The organism is Paenibacillus liaoningensis, assembly GCF_059609455.1.
Genome location: NZ_JCAALU010000001.1, coordinates 29,131 through 52,233 on the forward strand (window position 1 = coordinate 29,131; position 23,103 = coordinate 52,233).

The 23,103-nt window shown below is 48.7% G+C and carries 17 protein-coding genes; 10 read left to right on the forward strand and 7 right to left on the reverse strand.

Annotated features, from left to right (window positions below; translation table 11 throughout):
* The first annotated feature begins 155 nt into the window (after positions 1 to 155).
* From AC6B99_RS00130 to AC6B99_RS00140, 3 genes are all read left to right on the forward strand, one after another.
* Complete coding sequence (locus AC6B99_RS00130) at positions 156 to 1,775, forward strand: helix-turn-helix domain-containing protein (RefSeq protein WP_496662462.1); 1,620 nt, start codon at positions 156 to 158, stop codon at positions 1,773 to 1,775.
* Between the two features lie 85 nt (positions 1,776 to 1,860).
* On the forward strand, positions 1,861 to 2,823 hold the full coding sequence (locus tag AC6B99_RS00135; RefSeq protein ID WP_496662463.1) for an ABC transporter substrate-binding protein: 963 nt from the start codon (positions 1,861 to 1,863) through the stop codon (positions 2,821 to 2,823).
* A gap of 145 nt (positions 2,824 to 2,968) precedes the next feature.
* Positions 2,969 to 4,114 (forward strand): stalk domain-containing protein, encoded by a 1,146-nt coding sequence (locus AC6B99_RS00140; RefSeq protein ID WP_496662464.1) that lies wholly within the window; start codon positions 2,969 to 2,971, stop codon positions 4,112 to 4,114.
* A gap of 100 nt (positions 4,115 to 4,214) precedes the next feature.
* Here AC6B99_RS00140 and AC6B99_RS00145 read toward each other — a convergent pair whose 3' ends face one another.
* The 4 genes from AC6B99_RS00145 to AC6B99_RS00160 form a co-directional block, all read right to left on the reverse strand.
* Entirely contained in the window at positions 4,215 to 6,170 is a 1,956-nt protein-coding gene (locus tag AC6B99_RS00145) for an ABC transporter substrate-binding protein (protein ID WP_496662465.1), read from the reverse strand.
* Between the two features lie 172 nt (positions 6,171 to 6,342).
* A complete protein-coding gene (locus AC6B99_RS00150) occupies positions 6,343 to 10,626 on the reverse strand; it encodes an S-layer homology domain-containing protein (RefSeq protein WP_496662466.1) in 4,284 nt (1,427 codons plus the stop codon).
* Between the two features lie 699 nt (positions 10,627 to 11,325).
* Complete coding sequence (locus AC6B99_RS00155) at positions 11,326 to 12,267, reverse strand: aldo/keto reductase (RefSeq protein ID WP_494864615.1); 942 nt, start codon at positions 12,265 to 12,267, stop codon at positions 11,326 to 11,328.
* 48 nt (positions 12,268 to 12,315) lie between these two features.
* Complete coding sequence (locus AC6B99_RS00160) at positions 12,316 to 13,314, reverse strand: Gfo/Idh/MocA family protein (RefSeq protein ID WP_496662467.1); 999 nt, start codon at positions 13,312 to 13,314, stop codon at positions 12,316 to 12,318.
* Positions 13,315 to 13,436: 122 nt separating this feature from the next.
* On the opposite strand from AC6B99_RS00160, the gene AC6B99_RS00165 reads away from it, so the two are divergent.
* A complete protein-coding gene (locus tag AC6B99_RS00165; protein WP_494864619.1) occupies positions 13,437 to 14,288 on the forward strand; it encodes a helix-turn-helix domain-containing protein in 852 nt (283 codons plus the stop codon).
* 103 nt (positions 14,289 to 14,391) lie between these two features.
* Here the strand turns inward: AC6B99_RS00165 and AC6B99_RS00170 are convergent, their stop codons facing one another.
* The 3 genes from AC6B99_RS00170 to AC6B99_RS00180 all read right to left on the reverse strand — a co-directional run bounded on the left by AC6B99_RS00170 (position 14,392) and on the right by AC6B99_RS00180 (position 16,152).
* Positions 14,392 to 14,676, reverse strand: a complete 285-nt coding sequence (locus AC6B99_RS00170; protein ID WP_056031318.1) for a hypothetical protein — start codon at positions 14,674 to 14,676, stop codon at positions 14,392 to 14,394.
* Between the two features lie 189 nt (positions 14,677 to 14,865).
* On the reverse strand, positions 14,866 to 15,087 hold the full coding sequence (locus tag AC6B99_RS00175; RefSeq protein WP_494878898.1) for a hypothetical protein: 222 nt from the start codon (positions 15,085 to 15,087) through the stop codon (positions 14,866 to 14,868).
* Between the two features lie 213 nt (positions 15,088 to 15,300).
* Positions 15,301 to 16,152 (reverse strand): AraC family transcriptional regulator, encoded by an 852-nt coding sequence (locus AC6B99_RS00180; protein WP_496662682.1) that lies wholly within the window; start codon positions 16,150 to 16,152, stop codon positions 15,301 to 15,303.
* Between the two features lie 167 nt (positions 16,153 to 16,319).
* Between AC6B99_RS00180 and AC6B99_RS00185 the strand changes: the two genes are divergently transcribed.
* The 6 genes from AC6B99_RS00185 (at position 16,320) to AC6B99_RS00210 (ending at position 23,071) form a co-directional block, all read left to right on the forward strand.
* Entirely contained in the window at positions 16,320 to 17,483 is a 1,164-nt protein-coding gene (locus AC6B99_RS00185) for a Gfo/Idh/MocA family protein (protein ID WP_496662468.1), read from the forward strand.
* A 208-nt stretch (positions 17,484 to 17,691) separates the two neighbouring features.
* The gene (locus AC6B99_RS00190; RefSeq protein ID WP_056031310.1) at positions 17,692 to 18,111 is read left to right on the forward strand and encodes a GNAT family N-acetyltransferase; all 420 of its coding nucleotides are present in this window, start codon (positions 17,692 to 17,694) and stop codon (positions 18,109 to 18,111) included.
* Between the two features lie 27 nt (positions 18,112 to 18,138).
* Positions 18,139 to 18,996, forward strand: coding sequence for an aminoglycoside 6-adenylyltransferase (locus tag AC6B99_RS00195; RefSeq protein ID WP_496662469.1), 858 nt, complete (start codon positions 18,139 to 18,141; stop codon positions 18,994 to 18,996).
* 372 nt (positions 18,997 to 19,368) lie between these two features.
* The gene (locus AC6B99_RS00200; RefSeq protein ID WP_496662470.1) at positions 19,369 to 20,184 is read left to right on the forward strand and encodes an SDR family oxidoreductase; all 816 of its coding nucleotides are present in this window, start codon (positions 19,369 to 19,371) and stop codon (positions 20,182 to 20,184) included.
* Positions 20,185 to 20,277: 93 nt separating this feature from the next.
* Positions 20,278 to 21,660 carry an AraC family transcriptional regulator gene (locus AC6B99_RS00205; protein WP_496662471.1) on the forward strand — a complete coding sequence of 461 codons (1,383 nt, stop codon included), beginning with the start codon at positions 20,278 to 20,280 and terminating at the stop codon, positions 21,658 to 21,660.
* Positions 21,661 to 21,781: 121 nt separating this feature from the next.
* Positions 21,782 to 23,071, forward strand: coding sequence for an ABC transporter substrate-binding protein (locus AC6B99_RS00210; protein ID WP_496662472.1), 1,290 nt, complete (start codon positions 21,782 to 21,784; stop codon positions 23,069 to 23,071).
* Positions 23,072 to 23,103: the final 32 nt, after the last annotated feature.

Genomic DNA, 23,103 nt, shown 5'->3' on the forward strand with positions numbered 1-23,103 from the left:
CTTGCCTCCTGGGCTTTTTTTGCTTCCTTCCGATTGAATGCTGCACAGCCTTAGCGACGTCAATGCCACGTCCGCACTTTGGCCTTTCTGCTAAAATAGAAGGTAACATGGTTGAAGGGCAACCTCCTATCAAATACGCATACAAGGTGAAGCATATGGAACAGGGCAGGGAAATGGCGTTGGCACTCATTGCGGCGAATGTACGAATCAAACATATTCATTACGAACGCTTGGAAGGTGACGAGCATATTCGGTTGAGTAATAGAAATGGCGGGAGCCTGTTGCTCGTTGCAAGCGGTGAAGGCTTGCTGGATTACGGCAGCGGAGAAGCCAAACGAACGATAAGACGGGGCAGCTTTTGCATCAGCATGCAGGGAGTGGATTTTGTTGTCACTGCTGCGGATGAAGAGGCGATTGGTTTTTATGAGCTAATTTTTGAACATGATACGCTGCCTGGCAATTCAAGTGCTTACTGCTATAATGCTGAGCTGTCCAAGCGTGCGGTCAGGCAGCTTATTGACCAGGTGAAGGTGCTGTATGTGAATCGCCTTACTCAAGGCAAGTTGGAGCGATTCCGCCTGCACATTGATTTTCAGGAGCTGCTGTATCGACTGTTGAAGGATGTGGAGGAGAAGCAGGGCATGAGCCAGCGTGATTCACTGCTGCTGACTGCAAGGTACATGGAGCGGAACTTTCATGAGCCGCTATCGCGGGATAAAATGGCGGAAATGGCTGGCATGAGCGCGCCGTATTATTCCCGTGCCTTCAAGAAGGCGCTGGGCAAAACGCCTCAGGAATATTGGACAGGCATCCGTCTCAATCATGCGAGAAAAGCGCTCATTAAAGGCGAGGACAAAATGAGTGAAATTGCCGAATATACCGGCTTTGGAGAGCCTTATTATTTTAGCCGCGTGTTCAAAAATGTGCTCGGCAGCTCGCCTACCGCTTATCAGAAGCAGCCGCGCCTGCGGGTCGCCTGCCTTTACCCGCCGTTTATCGACTGCATGCTGGCGCTGGGTGTAGTGCCCTCCGCAGTCATGATCGATGCGGCCCATCCGCTGAGAGGGCGCTTGGATAGTTCGCTCCACTTGGGCAGTGCGGAGATGGGATTCGGAGAACGTGAAGCGGAGCTGCTGGAGGAGCAGCAGCCGGAATTGATTTTGTGCAGCGATTATATTCATCCTGATCAGGAGCTGCGGCTTAGCCGTATTGCGCCAACTGTGCCTGTTACTTGGAGGAGAGATCGGGGGACCGATTTGCTGAAAATTGCGGGACTATTGGGAAGGCGGGAGGCTGCGGATAAGCTGCTTGAAAGCTTCGATCTACAGGTGAAATATGCTCGCGAGCAATTAAGCCAATGTGTAGGGCATGCAAGCGTCGCGATGCTGCGATTTCATACACAACAAATGCGCCTATATGGCGGTCCTAAGCAGGGCTTTGTCGGACCAATATTATATCGCGATTTGAATTTGCAACCGCCAAGGCTTGTACAGCAACTGACATGGGATAAATGGTGGGCTACACTTGCGCCTGCTCAGCTGCCCTTGCTGGATGCCGAGCATTTGCTGATCGTTATTGATCCGGGCATGGAACAAGAAGCGGAGCGAATTATGGCAGGAGAGTTGTGGGCCAAGCTTGCTTCTGTCCAAAATGGACAAGTCTATAAGGCCGACTATTTTACATGGATGAGCAGCGGCATGGAGATGGATAAGCTAAAAATAGCAGAAGCACTGCATTTGTTTGCTACTCACCCTCAGGACACAAAAATCCTATGAAAAAGTTCGATTTGTCCTTGGGAAACCTATGAAAAAATAATATAGTGATAACGATTATCATTATATTCGGGGAGTGGTTGGAAAGATGTTTAAGGCAGGCTTATTGCCCAGCATGTTGCTGGTGCTGATTATTTTGATTGCGGGATGCGGGGCAGCAGAAGCTGGCTCAGGCTCCGCAGAGGCTGGAACAGAGAATGCGCCCGTATCAACCGAAACGAGTACGGCAGCAGAGCGGGTTGTTACAGATGAGATGGGGCATGAAATTACGATTCCGGCTGAGCCGAGCAAAATCATCGGCATTTATTTAGAGGATGAATTAACGGCACTGGGCGTTACGCCAATCCGTAAATCGCGAATTGGCTCCTGGAGCGGACAAGACTATTTGGGGCTTACGGCAGAAGATATTGATGTTGAAGGGGATGTCGAGGCTTTTGTAAAGGCGGAGCCGGATCTCATTTTGACGAATGTGTATGAGGAGAAGCAGTATGGACATTTATCTAAAGTTGCTCCGATGTACGCTTTTACGGATGCGCGCGCAGACTGGCGCTCAACGATTCGGACGCTTGGCGATTTGCTTGGTAAGAAGGAGAAGGCGGAAGAGGTCATTGCCTCGTATGATAAAAAAGCGGAGGAAGCCGCGGCTGTCCTTAAAGCTTCTATTGGCGAGGAGACGGTCGCGATACTGCGTGTGCATGCCAAGTCGCTTAGACTTTACGGAGGGCCGGGTTATGCAGGACCTGTCTTGTACAACGAGCTAAAGCTGAAGCCAAGCAAGCTGGTTCAGGAGCTCGTATTGGATAAGGAGGAGAAGGTGGTCAACTTGGCGATGGAGATGATTCCGCAATTGGATGCTGATCATATTTTTCTCACAGTGGATACAGGCGCAGAAGAGCAAGCGAAGGAGCTGCTAGAAAGTGCGTTGTGGAAAATACTTCCTGCTGTTGCGAACGGAAACGTTCATGAGGTTAATTTTGAGACGTGGATGAAGAGCGGCCCGATTGCTGACGGCAGCAAAATTGATGATGTGCTCGCGGCATTGGTACCATAATCTCCTTATTTGAAAAAAAGAAGCTGCTAACGGCGTTTTGCTGAAGGCAGCTTTATTTAGTAGGCAGCTGTTGCTGCACTCTCTATTAAATCCTATTTCATGCCGATAATTACAATATTATAAGGATATACGGAGGGATAATTAGATGGCGAGAAGGCAGGCAGCCAAATGCAGCGTAATGCTGCTGTTGGTTCTAGCATTAATACTGATGTCTATAACATCGGTATCCGCAGCGGCGGTCACGGTTGAGAAGCCGATAAAATTTTATGTGCAGGGTAAAGAAATTAAACCCGTTAACGCCCCCATAATTCGTGGAGGACGGGTGTACGTCGAGTTTCGCAGCGCCGTGAAGGCTTTAGGCTTTACTTTTAACTATGATAAGTCGAAGAAGATCATTACGGCCAGATCAGAGGATGCCTTTTTTAAAATTGATTTGAATAGTGGGACGACTTACGTAAACGGAAGAATGTTCAGATATGACTGGGCAACGCCTGCCATTATTGAATCTGGGGCAAATACATTAGTACTGGGGCATTTATTTCATGCTACTGATTATTTATATGCAGATTATTATCCAGACAAAAATATCGCGGAGGTATACGAAAGTGCGTGGGGAAAGCCAAAGAAAGCCGATCTAAGAATGATTCGCTCCATCCTTGAAACGCATTATTATACAGTTAGTGAGGCTGCTGAGCTAAGAAGTTTTGAGTTGAAATCGTGGGGAAGTTTCGTGACCATACACGTAGATGCGTTTATACCTAAGAGCGGGGAGACGCTGCTGGATCGAATGGTGCATGCGGATATTGAAATGAAACGTGTAGATGACATGGGATGGGCGATACATAAAATCATGCCAAATATTGAGTATTTGGATTACGAGTCGCTTCCAGAAAGGGAAGTGGAGGTGCCGAATACCGATAAGTCAGCCATTTATGCCTTAGTAGAAGCTTATATAAAGGCATTGAATGACAAAGATGCCGCAGCTCTAATTGCACTGCTACCTCCTGACTACTGGCTGGAGAAGAAGAGTCCAAGCAAGGAGCAGTTGGAGCAGTATTATAGTCAGGATCTATTCAGATATAATTTCGAGTATAAGTTAAATCAAGCAGCGATCATATCTTATGAGGCTAATAAAGCTAAAGTATATATTTTCTCAACAATGCTAGATAAAGATAATCCGCTGGAGGTATATCCAAGCTATTACCTACAGGATGTGGTCCAAGCTTCTGACGGCAAATGGTATATGAACTTCCATAAATTTGTGACATTAAACTCAGAAATATGGGAATAACTCAAAACAAGCAGCGACGGGCGTAAGCGCCTATCACTGCTTGTTTTTTATGAAGCTAATCATTGACCTCATTAGTCCATTTCATTAGCTCCATTATTTATTATTTCGTACTTACAAGCCAATCAGCAAGCTCCTCCGTTTGGGTCAGAATAGCGATCGGGTCCCAGTACCAGGAACGCTCTTTGCCCCAAATAAATACCCGGTTATTTTTGACGGCGTCAAGAGATCCCCAGATCGGGTCTGCTTTGAGATCGTCGATGGACTGCCTGTCGGTCGTGAGCACGATATAATCCCCGGCATATTTAGGCAATACCTCATTAGATAGGGTTGCCCAGCCTGGATCGCCTATCTCAGCAGCTACTTCAGCAGGAGGCTTAAAGCCAAATACATTGTAAATGGGCTGTCCGCCTTTGCCATAGTTGGCGCCGACCGCCGAAACGTCTTTCCCGATCCATTCCAAGACGGAGAACGTGCTTTCTGCCGGAATGACCTCAAGCACTTTTTGTTTCGCTGTTGCGATACGGCTATCATAGTCGGCAAGCCATGCGGTTGCTTCCTGCTCCTTGCCCAGCAGTTCGCCAAAATAGGAAACTTCCTCATGTACCGATTTAAGCGAAGCATAAGGGATAATAACAGTTGGCGCGATTTTGCTTAGCTGATCATTCATTTCAGTATACATGTCATCCATAATGATCAGATCTGGCTCTATCGAAAGAATTTTCTCTATACTGCCGTTCCCGTCTCCCAGATCCTCTACGTCCTTTAAAGCATCGCTTAAATAAGGATTTGAAAGATGGTGAGTGGAGGTTCCAACCGGAATCACACCGAGTGCCAGCAGGCTGCCTAAATATTCTCCAGCCACTACGCGTTTCGGATGCAGCGGAACTTCAACATCACCCATAACGGTCGATACGATTTTGGTTCCTTCTTGCTCAGGCGCGGGGCTAGCCGTTGCTTGAGGCGTACTGCTCGGTTCTGTAGAGCTTGCTGCTCCAGTAGCAGCATTATTGCTAGACGCTTGTGTTCCGCAAGCGTTGAGAAGCAGCATAAAGCTGAGTAGTATTACCGCCGCCATGGACGGTTTTAATTCTCTAAACATAATAGACTCTCCCTCTTTGCTCCGTTGATAATCGTTATCAGCTACATTAGTATAGCGGAGCGTTTTTGGAGGGGCAATGGAGGATCTCATGATTGTAGAAGGACAATCTTCTACCGGTTTAATTGCAGAACGCTGCGCTCTGAATAGGGAGGGAGAGACACCTTTATATTTTTTAAACAGCCTGCCTAAATAATAGGGGTCGCGATAGCCGACGCCAGCCGCTATTTCGCTTAGCGTGGCATCGGTTTCAAGCAGCAGAGCTGCCGCCCTGTCGATACGGACTTTGATCAAATAATCAATGGGGCTAACACCCGTCCGGCTTTTAAAATAGGAGGATAAATGAGGGACGCTGTAATTCAGGCTTTCTGATAAAGACTCAAGAGTGATGGGCTCGGCATATTGCTTCTGAATAATCGCAATGATTTGCGCGGCTAAATCACGCTTTTCTGAATAAGTGCCCTGTACTTTCAATTGATTCAATAGTTCGTGGGCGAACTGGAAAAGCAGGTTTTTGGCATGCAGCTGTCCAAGCGCCTCCGCCTTGTTCCATTCCTTGTACATGTCGGTCAAGCAGCGGTATAAAACGACAGGATGGGCAGGCGCAAATTCATATAGCGTGTGAAAAGGGCGCAGCCGTTCAGCAAGCTGAACAATGTGCTGCGGCGCAGGCAGTGGAATCGTCGCTTTATAATAAACACTATAATATTCAAAGCCGTCCTCACCAGCCTGAAAATCAATGGCTGCTCCTTTACCGATATGCAAAATCTTAAAACGATTAAAAGGGTGCAATTCCCCGTTAACTTGTACCTGCGCGCTTCCACGAATACACATAATAAACAGGCTGGCAGGCGCTTTATAGGGGCGAGTGGATTCTCCCGCTTTCACAACAATGTGGCGAACATCCAGCAGTTTGCAATAGGTGTAATTCCATATCACGATATGATCATGTACGTTCATCCTCTGAAACCTGCTTTCTCAATAAATGCCGAGCTGCTTAGTGCTTATACATTCAATTATAATGGACAGATCTTCTGATCAACAACCAGCGGTGCCGCAAAATAGAAAAGGGCTGCCCTTAAGTCATCGTGGATGACTTGAATGGCAACCCCTTTGGTCAGTCTAATTTTAATTATTGAATCAGATACAATTTTTGCAGCAGTCTTTGCATAATGGCAGCGACCTCAGCTCTGGTAATAAAAGCTTTAGGAGCCAGCTCGGCGCTGGTTCTTCCGGATACGATGCCTGCTAGCACGCTGTCGGCTATGCCATTTTTCGCCCATTCAGCAGCATTCGCTGCATCTTTATAAGGGAGCAGAGTTTGTGCTGCCGCCTCATTCGCAAGCTGGGCTTTCAAATTCGTCAGCGTCATGGCTTTAGCGATAATGACCATCGCTTGTTCCCGTGTAATTTTATCGTTCGGACGGAACGTACCATCTTCAAATCCATCGATTAAATGATAGGCATAGGCGGTATGAATGGCGGAGCTATACCAATCCGAGGCGGATACATCTGAAAATGAAGCCGCACCGTTTTCAAGTCGCAAGCCTAGTCCACGGACGATTACGGCTGCAAACTCTGCGCGAGAAATGTCGCGATTGGGATTAAAGAGGCCATTTTCATTTCCTTCAATAATCATTCGCGAGCCCATATCGTTGACTGCCTTTTTCGCCCAATGCTGCGTGACATCGCTAAACTCAAAGGGATGCCAGACTATCGCATACGTACTGTTGGTTAGGCTATTTACTTGTGCAAAATAGGCACCATTTTCTTGGACGACCTTTGTCGGCACATGGCGCACCGTTCCATCTGGTTCAACGACAACTCCCGTTGTAATTTTGTTCGGGTCAATGCCGCTCGGAATAGCGATTGAGCGCTGTACATAAGTGTTGAACTTGGTAATCTCAAAGGTTTTATTGCCGTAGATGCCTTTGACAGTAAACTCAATGGCAGGAGCGACAAGCGTGAGTCCTTCTTTAGCCACAGCATTGTTTACTACATTTTTCATATCAGTTGTTGGCGTGGATATTGTAATTTGAATTTTTATGTCCTGCAAAGATAGAGCGTTGCCAAGCTGGGCGGAAACAAAGCTGCTATTGATTTGCAAAACGGGAATTTTGTAGGATGCACGATCTGTTCTGATTTCAAGAGTGGCTTGATAATCTTCCATCGTTTTAAGCATCTGACCATTGATTTCACCGATGATCACATCAGATTGGCTGCTTACCGGAATCGTGACGACGGCAAACTTGCCTTCCTCTGCAAGCTTTTTCTCCAGACTTTTTTGATCAACTATAATGGTTGTGGTGGAACGGTTGTTGATGATACTAGTGATGGAAGTGCCGATATTTTCAACCTTACCATTGATCCATACTTCAACACCGTTACGGGTAGTTGTCGAATCTGTTGGCTGTACAGCAGGTGAAGATCCACCGCTGCCACTATTGCTAGTTGTCGTAAATGGCGTGACGGCGTTAGAGGCAGTGGAAGCCATGCTTTCGCCTGCAGCGTTAAGCGCCTTGACTATAAAAGTGTAGCTCGTACCATTTGTTAAGCCAGTAATGGTGATTGGGCTAGCTGTTCCGGTAACCGTTGCGTTTCCTGGAGAAACGGTTATTTGATACGCTGTTATTAAGCTCCCGCCGTTGTCTGCTGGGGCGGTGAAGGAAACAGTTGCCTGCCCATTCCCTGCTGCTGCGGTGACGTTCGTTGGGGCTGTGGCAACGGTGGCTGGAGTCGTGCTTGCTTCATTGGAAGGAAGGCTCAAGCCGCCTGTACCGCCTGCTTTTACAACAAAGTAATAAGCTGTGCCATTGCTTAGATTTTGCACAATCGTGCTAGTGCCTGTCACTGTTGCGATAGGCGTATTGCTGTACTGCCCGGAAGCATTTGCTATAAAAATATCGTAATAGCTCGCGTCTGCTGAAGGGCTCCAATTCAAAGTGACTTGTTGATCGCCGCCTAGGGCAATAAGATTTTGCGGTTGATCAGGTGCGATTAGTACATTAACCGTTACACCAGCTGAATTGCTGGTAGCCGTAGCGGTTGGGTTGCCCGTAGCGCTGCTGTCTGTGTTTGTGATGACAACGTAGTAGTAAGTCGTACCTGCACTAGTAGTTGGTGCTGAGTACGAAGCGCTAGTTGCACCGCCGATAGGCGTACCGCCCACGTTGCTGTTAGTTAAATTGCTGTACCATTGGTAGCTTAGCGTCGCGTCGCCGCTAGCTGCAATACTTAGGTTCGCGTTGTCGCCCACGTTCACAGTCTTATCCGTTGGCTCAGTATCGATAGTAGGAGTGGAAGCGTTGGTTAACGCATTCACAGTTACGGTAGCAACATTACTGGTAGCCGTAGCGGTTGGGTTTCCCGTCGCGCTACTGTCTGTATTTGTGATGACAACGTAGTAGTAAGTCGTGCCCGCACTAGAAGTTGGTGCTGAATAAGAAGCGCTAGTCGCACCGCCGATAGGCGTCCCGCCAACTGTGCTGTTGCTTGAATTACTGTACCATTGGTAGCTCAGTGTTGCGTCGCCGCTAGCTGCAATACTTAGGTTCGCGCTGTCGCCCACGTTCACAGTCTTATCCGTTGGCTCTGTATCGATAGTAGGAGTGGAAGCGTTGGTTAACGCATTCACAGTTACGGTAGCAACATTACTGGTAGCCGTAGCGGTTGGGTTTCCCGTCGCGCTACTGTCTGTATTTGTGATGACAACGTAGTAGTAGGCAGTGCCTGCACTGGAAGTTGGTGCTGCATACGAAGCGCTAGTCGCACTGCCGATCAGCGTCCCGCCGACGTTGCTGTTCGTCGAATTGCTGTACCACTGATAGCTAAGCGCCGCGCCACCGCTAGCCGCAACACTGAGGTTCGCGCTGTCGCCGACGTTCACAGTTTTATCTGTTGGCTGCGTATTAATCGTTGGAGTTGCAGCATGAGTAAGAGCAATCACGGTAACCTTAGCTGCATTGCTGGTAGCCATAGCAGTCTGGTTTCCTGTAGCACTACTGTCCGTATTGGTCACGACAACATAGTAGTAAGTCGTACCTACACTAGAAGTTGGTGCTGAATACGAAGCGTTAGTCGCACCGCCAACGAGTGTCCCGCCGACGTTGCTGTTCGTCGAATTGCTGTACCACTGATAGCTAAGCGCCGCGCCACCGCTAGCCGCAACACTGAGGTTTGCGCTGTCGCCGACGTTCACAGTTTTATCAGTTGGCTGCGTGTTAATCGTTGGAGTTGCAGCATGTGTAAGAGCGTTCACGGTAACCTTAGCTGCATTGCTGGTAGCCGTAGCAGTCTGGTTTCCTGTAGCACTGCTGTCCGTATTGGTCACGACAACATAGTAGTAAGTCGTGCCTGCACTAGAAGTTGGCGCTGAATACGAAGCGTTAGTCGCACCGCCAACGAGAGTCCCGCCGACGTTGCTGTTCGTCGAATTGCTGTACCACTGATAGCTAAGCGTCGCGCTGCTGCTAGCCGCGACACTGAGGTTCGCGCTGTCGCCGACGTTCACAGTTTTATCTGTTGGCTGCGTGTTAATCGTTGGAGTTGCAGCATGTGTAAGAGCGTTCACGGTAACCTTAGCTGCATTGCTGGTAGCCGTAGCAGTCTGATTGCCTGATGCACTGCTGTCTGTATTCGTTACGACTGCGTAATAGTAGGTCGTGCCCGCACTGGAGGTTGGTGCCGAATACGAAGCGCTAGTCGCACCGCCGATAAGCGACCCGCCGACGTTGCTGTTCGTCGAATTGCTATACCATTGGTAGCTCAGCGTCGCGCTGCCGCTAGCCGCGACACTTAGGCTTGCACTGCCGCCCACGTTCACGGTCTTATCAGTCGGCTGAGTGCCAATAGTTGGCGGAGCCGCATTAGTGATGATTGGTTCGTCAATTTGAATATTATTAATACCATGCCAGGTTGGGCCTGTTGAATATAGAAGCACCTTATCAACATTGTAGAATGCTGATCCTAATATCACTGTTTTCGAATCGTAATTATTCACTAATTCATCTGTAGTAAATGAAGTATTTCCCACTTCCGTTCCATTACGATAGCCTACTACAGTAATAGAAGCAGATCCGCCCCAATTAGAGTAAAAGAATTCCTTTAACCGAAACTCGGCTCCGTCAGACGATTGCATGCCCATGCCTTTCCAACCACTAGCTATATTAGAAGCATAACTAGTCAAAGCATGGAAAGAGTCACTTTGTTGAGTATCCCCATGTATCAGCTTTTCTGGAATAATTGTGCCGCTCGTATCGCTGATATTGTAAAACTGCATATTAATACCTGCGATATTGGCAGATCCGCCCTCGCCGTCTTCGGCAATACCGTCGTTCCACGCCGTTGCTTCATTCGTGGTAAACGTGACAGTTGTGGGGGTGATGGCAGCGGCAGCCACGTCTATGAATCGATTCATAGAAAAACTGCTAGAAAGAACGACCGTTAAGCTTAATAAAATCATAAAAGCCTTCTTGAGATGTTTAACCGAGCGTATAATATGGATCACTCCCTCAGATGTAGGTGCTCTTAATTAAATGGTTTACAGCGGTGTACGGCCTAATTTTATTTCTCGATGTTTATGAATCCCATTCTTTCATACAATTTGCTGCTAACGCTCCCCCATTCCCACAGTTATCTGAAAATAGTAGTAGATAATATAACAGACATTATTCGACAAATAGCTGTCGATTTCCTTTGCTTTATAACAGCGCTATCCATAATATTTTTTCGTTAAAAGCACGCCAAAAAAACCGCCAAAAGGTTGGCGGCTCAAGGATATTTTGGATCTCGATATCTCGATCTAATAGATGAAGTACTGTAAGGCATCTTCATGCGAGTCGTTTCAGGAGTTTTCCCTGTACAAAGATAGATTTGGCGGACACAGCAGCTGCTATTTTAACCGAATCACGGGTTATGGCACACGTCGCGGACTCAGGAGCCGCTAATGCGCTGTCCAAAGCCATTTCGATGGGAGGAAGAGGGCAATAACGGATTTCCTGTCCGCATATCGCCTATAATCGGGTCAAAAGCCAGAATAGCGGAACCTCAGTCCGCCAAAAAAGGAATGAGGTTCCAAAACTGCGTGATCTCAGCAACAATCGTATGCTGCGGTTACCTAGCCTTGAGTTTCCGAGGTCAGATCCAGCCAATTCCGTTCTTCCGCTGTCAATGTAATAAGCGAGCCCTCATCGCAGGAGCGCAGCTCCTCCAGTGACTGTGCGCCAATTAAGGCGCAGGTCGGGAACGGCTGATTTAGCACGTAAGCGAGTGCGATTTGAATGGCGGTAACCCCTTTGCGGGCAGCAAGCTGCTTGGCACGCTCCAGCCGCTCCCAGTTGCCGTCGCTGTAGAAGACGCGGACCAGATCGGCATTCGACCGATCCTCGGGTGTAAAGCGTTCCGTGAAGAAGCCTCTGGCTTGGGACGACCACGAAAATAACGGCATTTGCGTTGCTTCATGCCAAGCGGATGTCTCTTCATCGGCGGAAACGCAGCCTGCCCAGAACGGTTCGTTTGCTTTTGCCAGGCTGAAGTTAGGGCTATTGAAGGAAAAGCCCACCAAACCTTTGGCTGCTGCGTAATCATTGGCTTCCTTAATACGCTGCCATGTCCAGTTGGACACGCCAATCGTCCGAACGGCGCCTGAAGCGACATGCTCGTTCAAAATTTCAATGACCTCGCCAGCGGGAACGGCTGGATCATCGCGGTGCAGCGCATACATATCAATGTAGCCGGATTGCAGCCGCTCAAGGCTGGTGTTCAAATCGCTGCGAATCGCTTCACTGCTTACACGGGGGCCATTTTGGTCATGATGTGCGCCTTTAGTCAAAATGACCCACTGCTCCCGATTGCCTCTTTCTTTCAAATAACGGCCGATAACTTCCTCGCTTTGACCGCCGCAGTAAATATGGGCCGAATCAATGGAATTGCCGCCGATGGCGAAAAACGCATCCAAGTTTGCCGCAGCTTTATCATAGCGGTCATGAAAAAAATAATCCGAGCCTTTCATAAGCCGGGATACCGGTTTGTCCAAGCCTTGCACCTTTAAATAATCCATTGTTGTCGTGGCCTCCTCAATAGGCTAATGTGCTTGAAGCGTTTAAGCTTATAAAATAACTCTTTGGCGCTCGCGTGCAGACTGCAGGCAGGCATCAATCACTTTCATATTGCGAATGCCATCCGCAGCACCGAAGGTTAGAGCTTTGCCTTCTGTAATGGCACGTGCCATATGGTCGGCTTGCTCGGTATAGGCATTTACATAAGGGACTTCAACTTCCTTGCGCTCGCCGCCAGATGTGACGAATATCGTGCCGCTTTCTGGAGTAGGCGTAACAAAAGCGGAAGGAACCTCGATTATTCCATCGCTGCCTAATATCTCAAGCGGATTGCGGAAGGCGGACCACATGCCGCAATCGAAGGTGAGCGATACATTGCCCTCGAATTCGATGAGCCCGGACGCCATCATATCCACATCATCATGCTCGGGTGAAAATTGGGCGTTTACCGTTACCGCTTCAGGCTCCTTGCCCAGCAATAGGCGCGCTGCATTAATCGGATAGCAGCCTACATCGTAGAGGGAGCCGCCGCCCCAAGCCTTGCGGTAACGGACGTTCGCTTTATCGCCTGCATTGTTGAATGTAAAAGCACTGCGAATGCCGCGTACCTCACCGATGGCACCGTTTGCAATTAAGTTTTTAATCGTTTCATAGCGGGGATGGTAGCGATACATAAAAGCCTCGGAAAGCAGGACGCCAGCTTGCTCAGCGGCTTCAGCCATTTCTGCTGCTTCGTGTGCCGTAAGGGCAAGCGGTTTTTCGCATAAAATATGTTTGCCTGCCGCAGCAGCCTTGATTGCCCATTCCTTATGCAAATGGTTAGGGAGCGGTATATAAATGACGTCGATGGAGCTGTCCGCCAAAAGGGCTTCATAGCTGTCGTATGCAGTCGGAATTTGGAGTTGTTCGGCGGTTTGCTTAGCCTTGTCTCCGTCGCGGCTGGCGATGGCAGCCACTTCATTTAATTCAGATAAATGCAGCCCTGGAATAACAGCGCGTTTCGCAATTCCAGCACAGCCAATAATGCCCCATTTCAACTTCTTGCTCATGATTCAACCTCGCTTTGTATGAAAGTTTATGATGATATTGCGATTATAGAGGATGTGAATTAAAATTAAAATGATAATATTTTGCACCCTATTAAAACAATATTGTCATTGAGGTGTTGGATTTGCATCGTCAAAGCCATTTGCTTACCCTACCGAATATGCCTTACTTTTGTTTTCCGGAATCGGTTGGCAATTACAATGAACAGCCCGAGCATAGCGTATACCGGGAAGCGGGCGCGCTGAATAATTTTAATATCCATTATGTCGCATCGGGCAGAGGATTTGTCGAATTGGACGGTGTCGTTCACGAGCTGCGCGCGGGGGAGGCGGTACTGTATTTTCCACTGCAAAAACAGCGTTATTACAGCAGCAAGGATGAGCCATGGGATATCCGCTGGCTCCACTTTTATGGCGGCAGCGGGCTACGCGATTATTTGATTGAGCAGGGCTTGCACAAAAGCCCTTTATGGAGACTTCGTCAGCCCGCGGTTTGGGAGAAGGCTCATGAGGAGCTGCTGGGCGAGGCGGAGACGTATCGCATGCTGCATCCGGCGCATCTCTCTATGCTTACTTATGCTTTGCTTACGATATTCGTCGAGCAGGCAGTGGCGCTGAAACAGGGCAAGGCGGAGACGTCCGCCGACCGAATTATGGAGCTGCTTCCGCTGATGCAGCAGGAGGCGGTAAAGCCGTTTATTTTGGATGAATGGGCGGATAGGCTCGGAGTGACGCCTTATTATTTCTGTAAGCTGTTTCGAGCGGCGACGAGGATGACGCCAATGGATTTTATTACGCGCTGTCGCCTGCAAGCAGCCAAGCAATGGCTGTTGGAGCGGAAGGATGACAACATTGGGCAAATTGCCGAGGAAGCTGGCTATCCGAGCGTCAGCTATTTCAATAAGCGTTTTATGCAGCATGAAGGCATGACGCCGACTGCCTATCGCCGCCTGTACGGGATGCATGGGAAGGAATAATGGGAAAATAAAAAAGGTTGGATTCCCTCGATTAAAGGAGAATCCAACCTTTTTCCAATTGCGGACTACATGCATTCGTTAGCCGATTGTAGGGTGTGAAAATCTAGGAGGAGTGTTTTTTTAACTCAGACTTTTTGTAAACCAACTGCCGGGAGAACTCGGCTTGTTTTTTCGCGCTTTCGGCGATTTCTTCATTTAATTTATTCATACGGGTCAGCTTGCTGCTTAAATCGCTGGGCAGGCTGCTTTTTTTGCTATCCTTTTGCAATTGCTTCAGCTTCGCTTGCGCTTTAGCGGATTTATTTTTCTCCAATACGCTTTGGGCTTCTAAAGCAGCAATTTCTCTTTTGAGCCGGCTTATAATCGATGTAGTGAAACTAATGGACATTCAGGCACCTCTTCATCTTATCTTAGAGCATTCTCTCATTTTACTATAAAGTGCTTAGTAGCGCGAATGGGTAGGAATTTTCCTTTTCCTTGTATTGCGGGAAGATGAAATTTAATAGCATAAAAGACACACACCATAATCTATCAACTTCCATACAATAATATCAACTCTATCAATAAGGAGGTGATATTATTGCCTAGAAAAGGAGTCAGTCGCAGCTATAGCAGCAAAAATTATAGTAACAAAAGCCACGGAAACAAAAGCCACGGAAACAAAAGCTACGGGAATAAAAGCTATGGGAATAAGAGCAAAGATGATCGAAGCTGCAACAACAAAAGCGGAGGCAGCAACAGCTGCATTCGGAACATTCTTAAGGGTATTGGTGTAGGTACTCCTAATATTCGCATTCATTTTGATGGCACCTCCCATGTAGGCGTGTTCATGGGAGTGGCCAATGGTTGTGCCATTCTTAATGTGAAGGGTGTGGTTACTTATATTAAAGTCCTTTCCATAACCGCTGTGGAAATTGGGGTTAAAGTGAGCCCCGTCCGAAACGGGAAATGGAAATGTAGAAAAGCTTAGCATTGACAGAGCAAGGCTGCCTTCTATGCGAATAGAGCGGCCTTATTTTCTGCGCTGGGTATGCAGCCGATATTGATGCGGCGTATGTCCCATCTGCTGACGAAACACCTTGCAGAAATAAGAGGGGTTGCCCATGCCGACACGGGTGGCGATTTCAGGTACGGTCAGCGTCGTTTCGATTAAATAGAGGCAGGCATGTCGGACGCGCGTCGCTTTGGTATAGTCCATAATGGTTGAGCCCGTAGCCTGCTTGAACAAATGCACGACATGATAGCGGGACAGATGCAGCGCATCGGCCATTTGCTCCAGCCGGAACGGCTCCTGATAGTGCTGTTCGATCCACTCCATCATTTCCTCTGCCCTGTGGCTCTGCCGTCTTATTTGCAAGGCAGCTTGGCTGCCGGGCTTCTGGCGAATGGCTTTTAATTGCCGCAGCAGCTCCAGCAGCAGAAAATGATCGTCCTCTTCTTCCGCGGATTCATCAGCAGCAAGCTGCTCCCGCGTTTCCTTAAATTGCTTCAAAAGCAGCGCAAGCGGTGATGACTCAGAAATGCCGTACCAGGGCTCGCCGCCGGGCCGAAGCAGCAATTCCTCGAAAAAAGCTTTCAGCAATGGGAAGGAGCTCCAGTATTTTTTGAGTGGCGACGGCTCAAACATGAGCACGGTGCGAACGAACGGCTGCTCTGCCGATACATCCATCTGTACCCGATGAAGCTGAAAGGGATGAAAAACCATTAAAGTATTTGGCTCGACCCGGTAGCGCTTGCCTTCTACAATGAGATCCCCATGTCCGGCATGGACATAGGAAAATTCCATTTGGGAATGGGCGTGAAAAACTTCCCAGAAGCTGCTGTCGGATGAGATGCGATAGTTGAATGAAAACTGTTCTTCCATTTTGTGCACGGCTGCCGAGCCTCCCTTATATTGCATGTAGCTGCAAACGCTTCAAAAACCGCAATATAGTTGTATTTTATCACAATTCCCAATCATAAATGGGGTTGATTTTCCTTTAAAATAAAGAGGGAAATATTAACTCATTTGCGGACGGGGGAGTTCGTTTTATGCTGAAAGTAGCGGTTATTGGAGCAGGAGCCATTAGCTCCGCTCATTTGGAAGCGTATAGAACATTTGGCGAGCGCTGCAAGGTTGTAGCGATTTGCGATTCCTACACGGATAAGGCACAGGCGAGATTGGAGCAGTTTCAATTGGAAGGCGTTAAAATTGTAGCTGATTATAAGGAACTGCTTGGGGAGGATATCGATCTGGTATCGGTATGTACGCCGCCTTATACCCATGCGCCTATTGCGGTTGATCTTCTGAACGATGGCAAGCATGTACTCGTGGAAAAGCCGATGGCCTCTTCCTTGCAGGAATGCGACCAAATGAACGAAGCGGCCCGCCGCAGCGGGAAAATCCTGTCCATTGTGGCGCAAAATCGCTTTAAAACGCCAATGATGAAGCTGAAATCGGTGGTAGATAGCGGTCTGATGGGGCCTATCGTTCATGCTCAGGTTGATTCCTTCTGGTGGCGTGGACATTCCTATTACGATTTGTGGTGGCGAGGCACATGGGAGAAGGAAGGTGGCGGCTGTACGCTGAACCATGCGGTGCACCATATTGATGCGCTGCTGTGGATGATGGGGCAGCCCAGCGAGGTACAAGCATTTATGACGAATATATCGCATGATAATGCAGAGGTCGAGGATCTGTCGATGGCAATGCTGCGCTTCCCGCAAGGGGCTCTCGGCATCGTGACTAGCTCCGTTGTGCACCATGGCGAGGAGCAGCAGCTGATTTTCCAAGGCAAGCAGGCCCGCGTGTCCGTTCCATGGAAAATGAAGGCTTCTATCTCGCGGCCGAATGGCTTCCCGATGGCTAATGAAGAGCTGGAGCAGCAGCTTCAGAAGCTGTATGAAGACCTTCCGGAGGTGGAGTATATCGGCCATCTCGGACAGATCGATAACGTGCTGACCGCGATCGAGACCGGCGCGCCCGTTCTTATTGACGGTATCAGCGGCCGCAGCACGCTTGAATTTATTACGGGTGTTTACAAGTCGGCAAGCACAGGAGAAAAGGTCGTGTTCCCGCTTGCAGAAAACGATCCCTTCTATACGCGTGAAGGCTTAATGGCGAATACGCCCCGTTTTTATGAGAAGACCGCTTCGGTGGAAAATTTTAAGGAGGCAGCCATTACGACAGGCAGCAGCCTGGAAAATAAAGCGTAACGCTCACTTTTCACACAGCCTAGCCCAAGCATACCGATGCTTGGGCTAGGCTGCTGTTCATTTGGCTCGCGATTTTTAAAGGGGGGAAACGTAAGCTTCCCCAGTAAGCTGCGCTCTATTTCTCTATTTGTGTATAGCTTTTTCCCCGTTTGCGGTAGATAATACAAGAATAGGATGGGAATTAGCTGGGAGAAAGCAGGGGTGTGCCATGGAACTTCAGATCATAAACGAATCAAATTCGGCCGATAAGAAAGCTGTGCTAAATAAGCTAATCGCCTTTAATAGGGAGCATTTTCCGAAAGAGCTAAGCGACAGATACCAAGAGATTAATCTGATTTTAAAAAAGGAGGATGGCGTCGTATATGGCGGGCTCTTGGGCGAAGTGTGCTGGAACTGGCTGGAGGTGCATATTTTGTATGTCGATGAGCCGCTGCGGAAATTAGGCTATGGGTCGAAGCTCTTGGAAGAAGCAGAGGAGCTTGCCAAAGCGAAAAAATGCGATTTCATTAAGCTGGACACGTTAAGCTTTCAGGCGCTGGATTTTTACAAGAAGCATGGTTATGAGGTGTATGGCACAATAGACAACGCCGGGGGCCATCAGCATTATTATTTGAAAAAGGATCTTTAGACGCCCACAAGTGATGGAGGAGCGAAAATGGCAGATTTATACGAAATGCTGCAGCAGCGAATCGTAAGCTGGGCTAGTGAAAACGATGAAATCCAGACGATATATTTGATGGGATCGCGTGCAAGAACGGATAAGCCGTTTGATGAATTTTCCGATCTGGACATCGTCATTTATTCGACCAATCCAGATTACTATTTTGAACATAATGATTGGCTGATCAATATTGGGGAAGTCTGGACGAGCTTCATGTACCGGACAGCAGGAGGAGATCCTGAGAAGTTAGTGCTTTTCAATGAGGGACTGCAGGTGGATTTCTTGTTTTGTCCTATTGCTGAACTGGAACGTTTGGCTGCTGTTGGACAAGTGCCGCAGGGCTTTAAGCGTGGGGTGAAGCTGCTGCTGGACAAGACGGGTAAAGGCGACAAATTGATTCCCGAAACAGCTGTTCCTGACCTGCCGCCACCGATTACGGAAGCTGTCTTCCAGCAGGTAGTTCAGCAATATGGGTTTGCCTGCCTGTATGTGGCGAAGCAGATTTTGCGAGGTGAATTATGGGTCGCGGGCGAAAGGGATCACGATTGCAAACAGCTGCTGCTGCAAATGATGGAGTGGCATTCCAAAGCGATTCATGGACAAAACTATGATACTTGGCATGCCGGGAAATTCATCAGAGACTGGGCAGATGCTGGCGTGATAGCAGACTTAAAACAATCGTTCGGAGGCTTTGATCAGCTTGCTAGCTGGAAAGCGTTGAAGGTTTCCTTTGAATTATTCAGCCGTCTGTCTTTAGAGACCGCTCAAATTTATCATTATGACTACCCGCACAGCTTGTATGCTAATATCAAAATGTGGCTGCAAGCGAGGCAAGTGGAGAGCGCTATTTAACGTGCCGCAGTTGCGGACAGCTGAGAGAGCAAATGGCGAGAAAAATCGCCGTGTTTTCTAAAATTGCCAAATATTTCTGCATATGTTATAGTCCCTAGTAGAGATGCATGAAAAAGGAGACTTGGACCCGCCATGTGGATGTTCCTGTAGAGGTTAGCAGCAGAATAGAATGCCGATTTAGTAAGGGTGTTAGCTTACTATTGTATTTGGCGTTCCTTTCGCAAACCTTACAGGATAAGCAGGGCTGGGGATTTCATATACCCCTGTCAGCGGCTGCCTATAGGCAGCCGTTGTTCGTTATGGGGCAGAGCAGCATCTCGGGTGAATGCCTGCCGTCTTCTTATCCTCCAATAATGAATGGGGGAATTGCATATGACTTTTATGAAAGCTTCGATGAAAGCTTCGATGAAAGCTTCGATGAAAAATAAAATTGCCATCGTGACGGGCGCAAGCCGCTCCACGGGCATTGGAACAGCGATCTGCCGCGTGCTCGCGGGCAGCGGGACCGATATCTTTTTTACGCATTGGCAAGCGTTTGATGAAGTGGAAGGCAATGGCCTGGAGCAAGCTTGGCCGGAGCAGTTGCGCGGCGAATTGGAACGTTTAGGCGTAAGGGCAAGCCATATGGAGGCTGATTTCTCCAATCCGGATATGCCATCACTAATTATGGATGAGGTGGAGCGGACGCTGGGCAGCCCCTCGATTTTAATTAATAATGCGGCCTATTATGTGCCGACAAATTTTCGGACGCTGAATCTAGAGCTGCTTGAGCGGCATTATGTGGTGAATAATCAGACAACGATGCTGCTCAGCACCGAGTTTGCGAAGCGCTTTGAGCAAAACCAGCCAGCAGGGACGAACGGAAGAATTATATTTATGGTTTCCAAAGGACCGGATGCGGACAACCTTGCCTATACGGCTACGAAAGGCGCTTTAATTGCTCTCATCGAGCCGCTTGCTGTGGGGCTTGCTCCGCTGCAAATAACGGTCAATGGCTTTGATCCGGGGCCGACCGATTCGGGCTGGATGGATGATGAGCTGAAAGCCCACCTGCTGCCGCTGTTCCCGATGGGACGTATCGGCCTGCCGGAGGATGCGGCGAAAGCGATCCGTTTTCTGGCCAGCGACGATGCGCAGTGGATTACGGGCCAGATTATTAAATCCGAAGGCGGATTTTTAGGGAAATAATAGGGAAGCGGCTGCTATAATGCGGCCGCTTTTATTTTTTTAAGGCGTATGCCACAATAAAATGACGATGGATATTTCTAGGAGGGACGGCGTATGGCGTTATTGTTTATTCCCGGCCGCGGGAAGGACAAATGTCTGGAGGAGTTTGCGCTGCCGGATTTTAGGTTCAGCTTCCAGCTTTATGGCACACACTGGCGCAGTGCAGAGCAGGGCTGGTCTTACCCGGAGCATGACCACCCGCTGCTGGAAATTAATCTGGTCGTTGAGGGTTTTCAGAAAATGATCATTAATGGCATTCCTTATGAGCAATTCCCTGGTGATCTGGTCATTATTCCTCCCGGCTATACGCATGAGAGCCAGACGAGTGACAAGGAGGGAGTCACCTACTTCTGCTTGCACCTGGATATAGAGGATCGCTCGCTGGCCTACTCGATTTTTCATGATCCGCAGCTGTTTTATGCGGCTGCTTCTAGGGTGGCGGAGCGGCTGCGACCGATTATTGACCAATTAATCGAAGCCTCCCGCCATTCGGCTGCAATGAGCCAACTGGAACGGATGAAGCTGCGGACTTATGTGCTGCAATTGCTTATTGTAATGATCGAGCACAGATTGGAGGGGAGCGATAGCCTTGAGCCTGATTCAGGACTAAGGGATGAGAGTCGAGGACCCTCGCTCGAAATTATTAAGCTGCGCGAGCAAAATGCGCTGGAATCGCGTGTGCAGGATTTATTTTATGAACAGCAGCCGGAGCTGCCGCTAGACCACTCGCTGTTTCCACCGCATCGCTGGATTGGATTGTTCACACTAACGAGTCCCGACCGTGAATTTTGGACGAAGCCGGACCGCTTCTGGGCGAAGAGCTTGCTGGAGGATGTTTTGGCCCATTACGGAATCGGCGTCATTATTGTGGAAGCCTCGCGTATGACCGCCGTTCTATTCTCGACAGATATCGCTGTGCCCGCATTGGAGCCGTACATAGAGGAGGCCAGATTATGCCTGGAGCAAAAGCTGGCTGTACAGTTAGCAGTCGGACTTGGTGGCGTAACTGCAGATTTGGCGTCAATTCGTGCGATGTATGAGCAGAGTATGAGAACCTTTCAGGGTGGCCTGCCCGATTCAACGAACAATCGAACGATGAATGAATTTGTGCATCGCATTATTCGAAATGCGATGTCGCACATTCAATATGAATATGCCAATCGAGAGCTTTCTCTCAGCATGCTGGCTAATCGGCTTGACGTGACGCCCAATTATTTAAGCGCCCTATTTACTTCCGAGACGGGCTTGTCCTTCACGCGGCATTTGACGCAAATTCGGATGGAGCGGGCGAAGACGCTATTGCGTGAAACGAATCTGAAAATCTATCAAATTTGCCATAACACCGGCTACTCCGATCAAGCTTATTTCAGCCGCTTATTTAAATCGCTAGAAGGCGTCAGCCCGTATGATTACCGGATCCGGTCGAGTACGACCTGAAAAAATGACCCGATTGTAGAATAGTTCAAAAAATCGTAAATCCCCCTTATTCTCGGGCCTAGCCTGCAAGTGGTATAACTGACTTGTAAGGGCTTACATTATGATGCAGGGGGATATAAAGATGAGAATGAAGCAACCTTTTACCATGCTGCTGGCCGCCGGATTATTGGCAGGCTCCTTGGCTGCTTGCAGCTCCTCGAATGACCCATCTTCTAGCGGCACCTCAGAAAGCGCTAACTCGCCAATCAAGCTTACTTACTGGAATACGAACGGTCCCGGACTTGATGGACTGATTAAACAGTATCAGGAAGAAAATAAAAACATTACGCTGGATGTGCAAATTGACGAAGCCAACCATAAGCAAAATCTGTTAACCGCGCTTTCCGCGGGCAGCGGAGCACCGGATATCGTTATTTTGACGGTGGATGATATTCCGCAGTTTAAGAAAGAGGATTATTTCTACAATCTGAAGGACTTTGGAGCGGATGAGCTGCAAAAGGATTATCTCGATTCCCGTTGGAAGCAGGGCACAAGCGCGGATGGCAGCTTTATTTTTGGCATACCGACCGATTCCGGCCCTATGGCGATGATGTATCGCATTGAGCTGTTCGAGCAAGCGGGGCTGCCGACGAACCGCGATGAGGTATCCAAGCTCGCCGCTACGTGGGATGACTACTTCAAGCTGGGCGAGACGATTAAGGAAAAAACGGGCAAGCCGCTGACGACCGACGCCTTCTTTGGCGCGTTTCTGCCTAAAATCCAGCAGGGCGGGGAGTTCACCTTTTTTGACAAGGACGGCAATTTGACGATGGATACGAGTCCGGCGGTGAAAGAGGCATGGGATTACTCGGCGAAGCTTGCACAGGCAGGATTGACCGCGCAGCAGCCGGATTTTTCGAATGACTGGAAGGTCGGACTGGATACGGGCGATTTTGCGACGATGTTTGCGCCTCCGTGGATGCTCGGCCTCGTGAAGCAAAATGCTCCGAATGCGAAAGGGAAATGGGATATTGCGATGATGCCCGGCGGCTCGGCGAACTGGGGCGGCTCCTTCCTGCTTATTCCTAAGCAAAGCAAGCACGCAAAGGAAGCTTATGCGTTTATTAAATGGATCTTGGCGCCAGAGCAGCAGCTTTCGGTCTATGAATCCAATGGCAATTTTCCTTCGACGCCGGGTGTATACAAGGATGAAGCGTTTACCGCGAAAAAGGATGATTTTTTCAATGGCGCACCAGTAGGCGAGATTTATCCGAAAGCAGCGGAGCAGGTGACGTTAATGGATTCGATTAATAATTGGTCGACGATTACGAATGAAATTGGGCAGCAGCTTCCGAATGTGGAGAAAGGGGCTGACCCGGAGAAAACGTGGACCGAGCTAGTGAGCAAGGTGAAATCGACGCTGGCCCGCTAGGAAAACGACGGTAGAGCGCGGCCTTCCGGCTG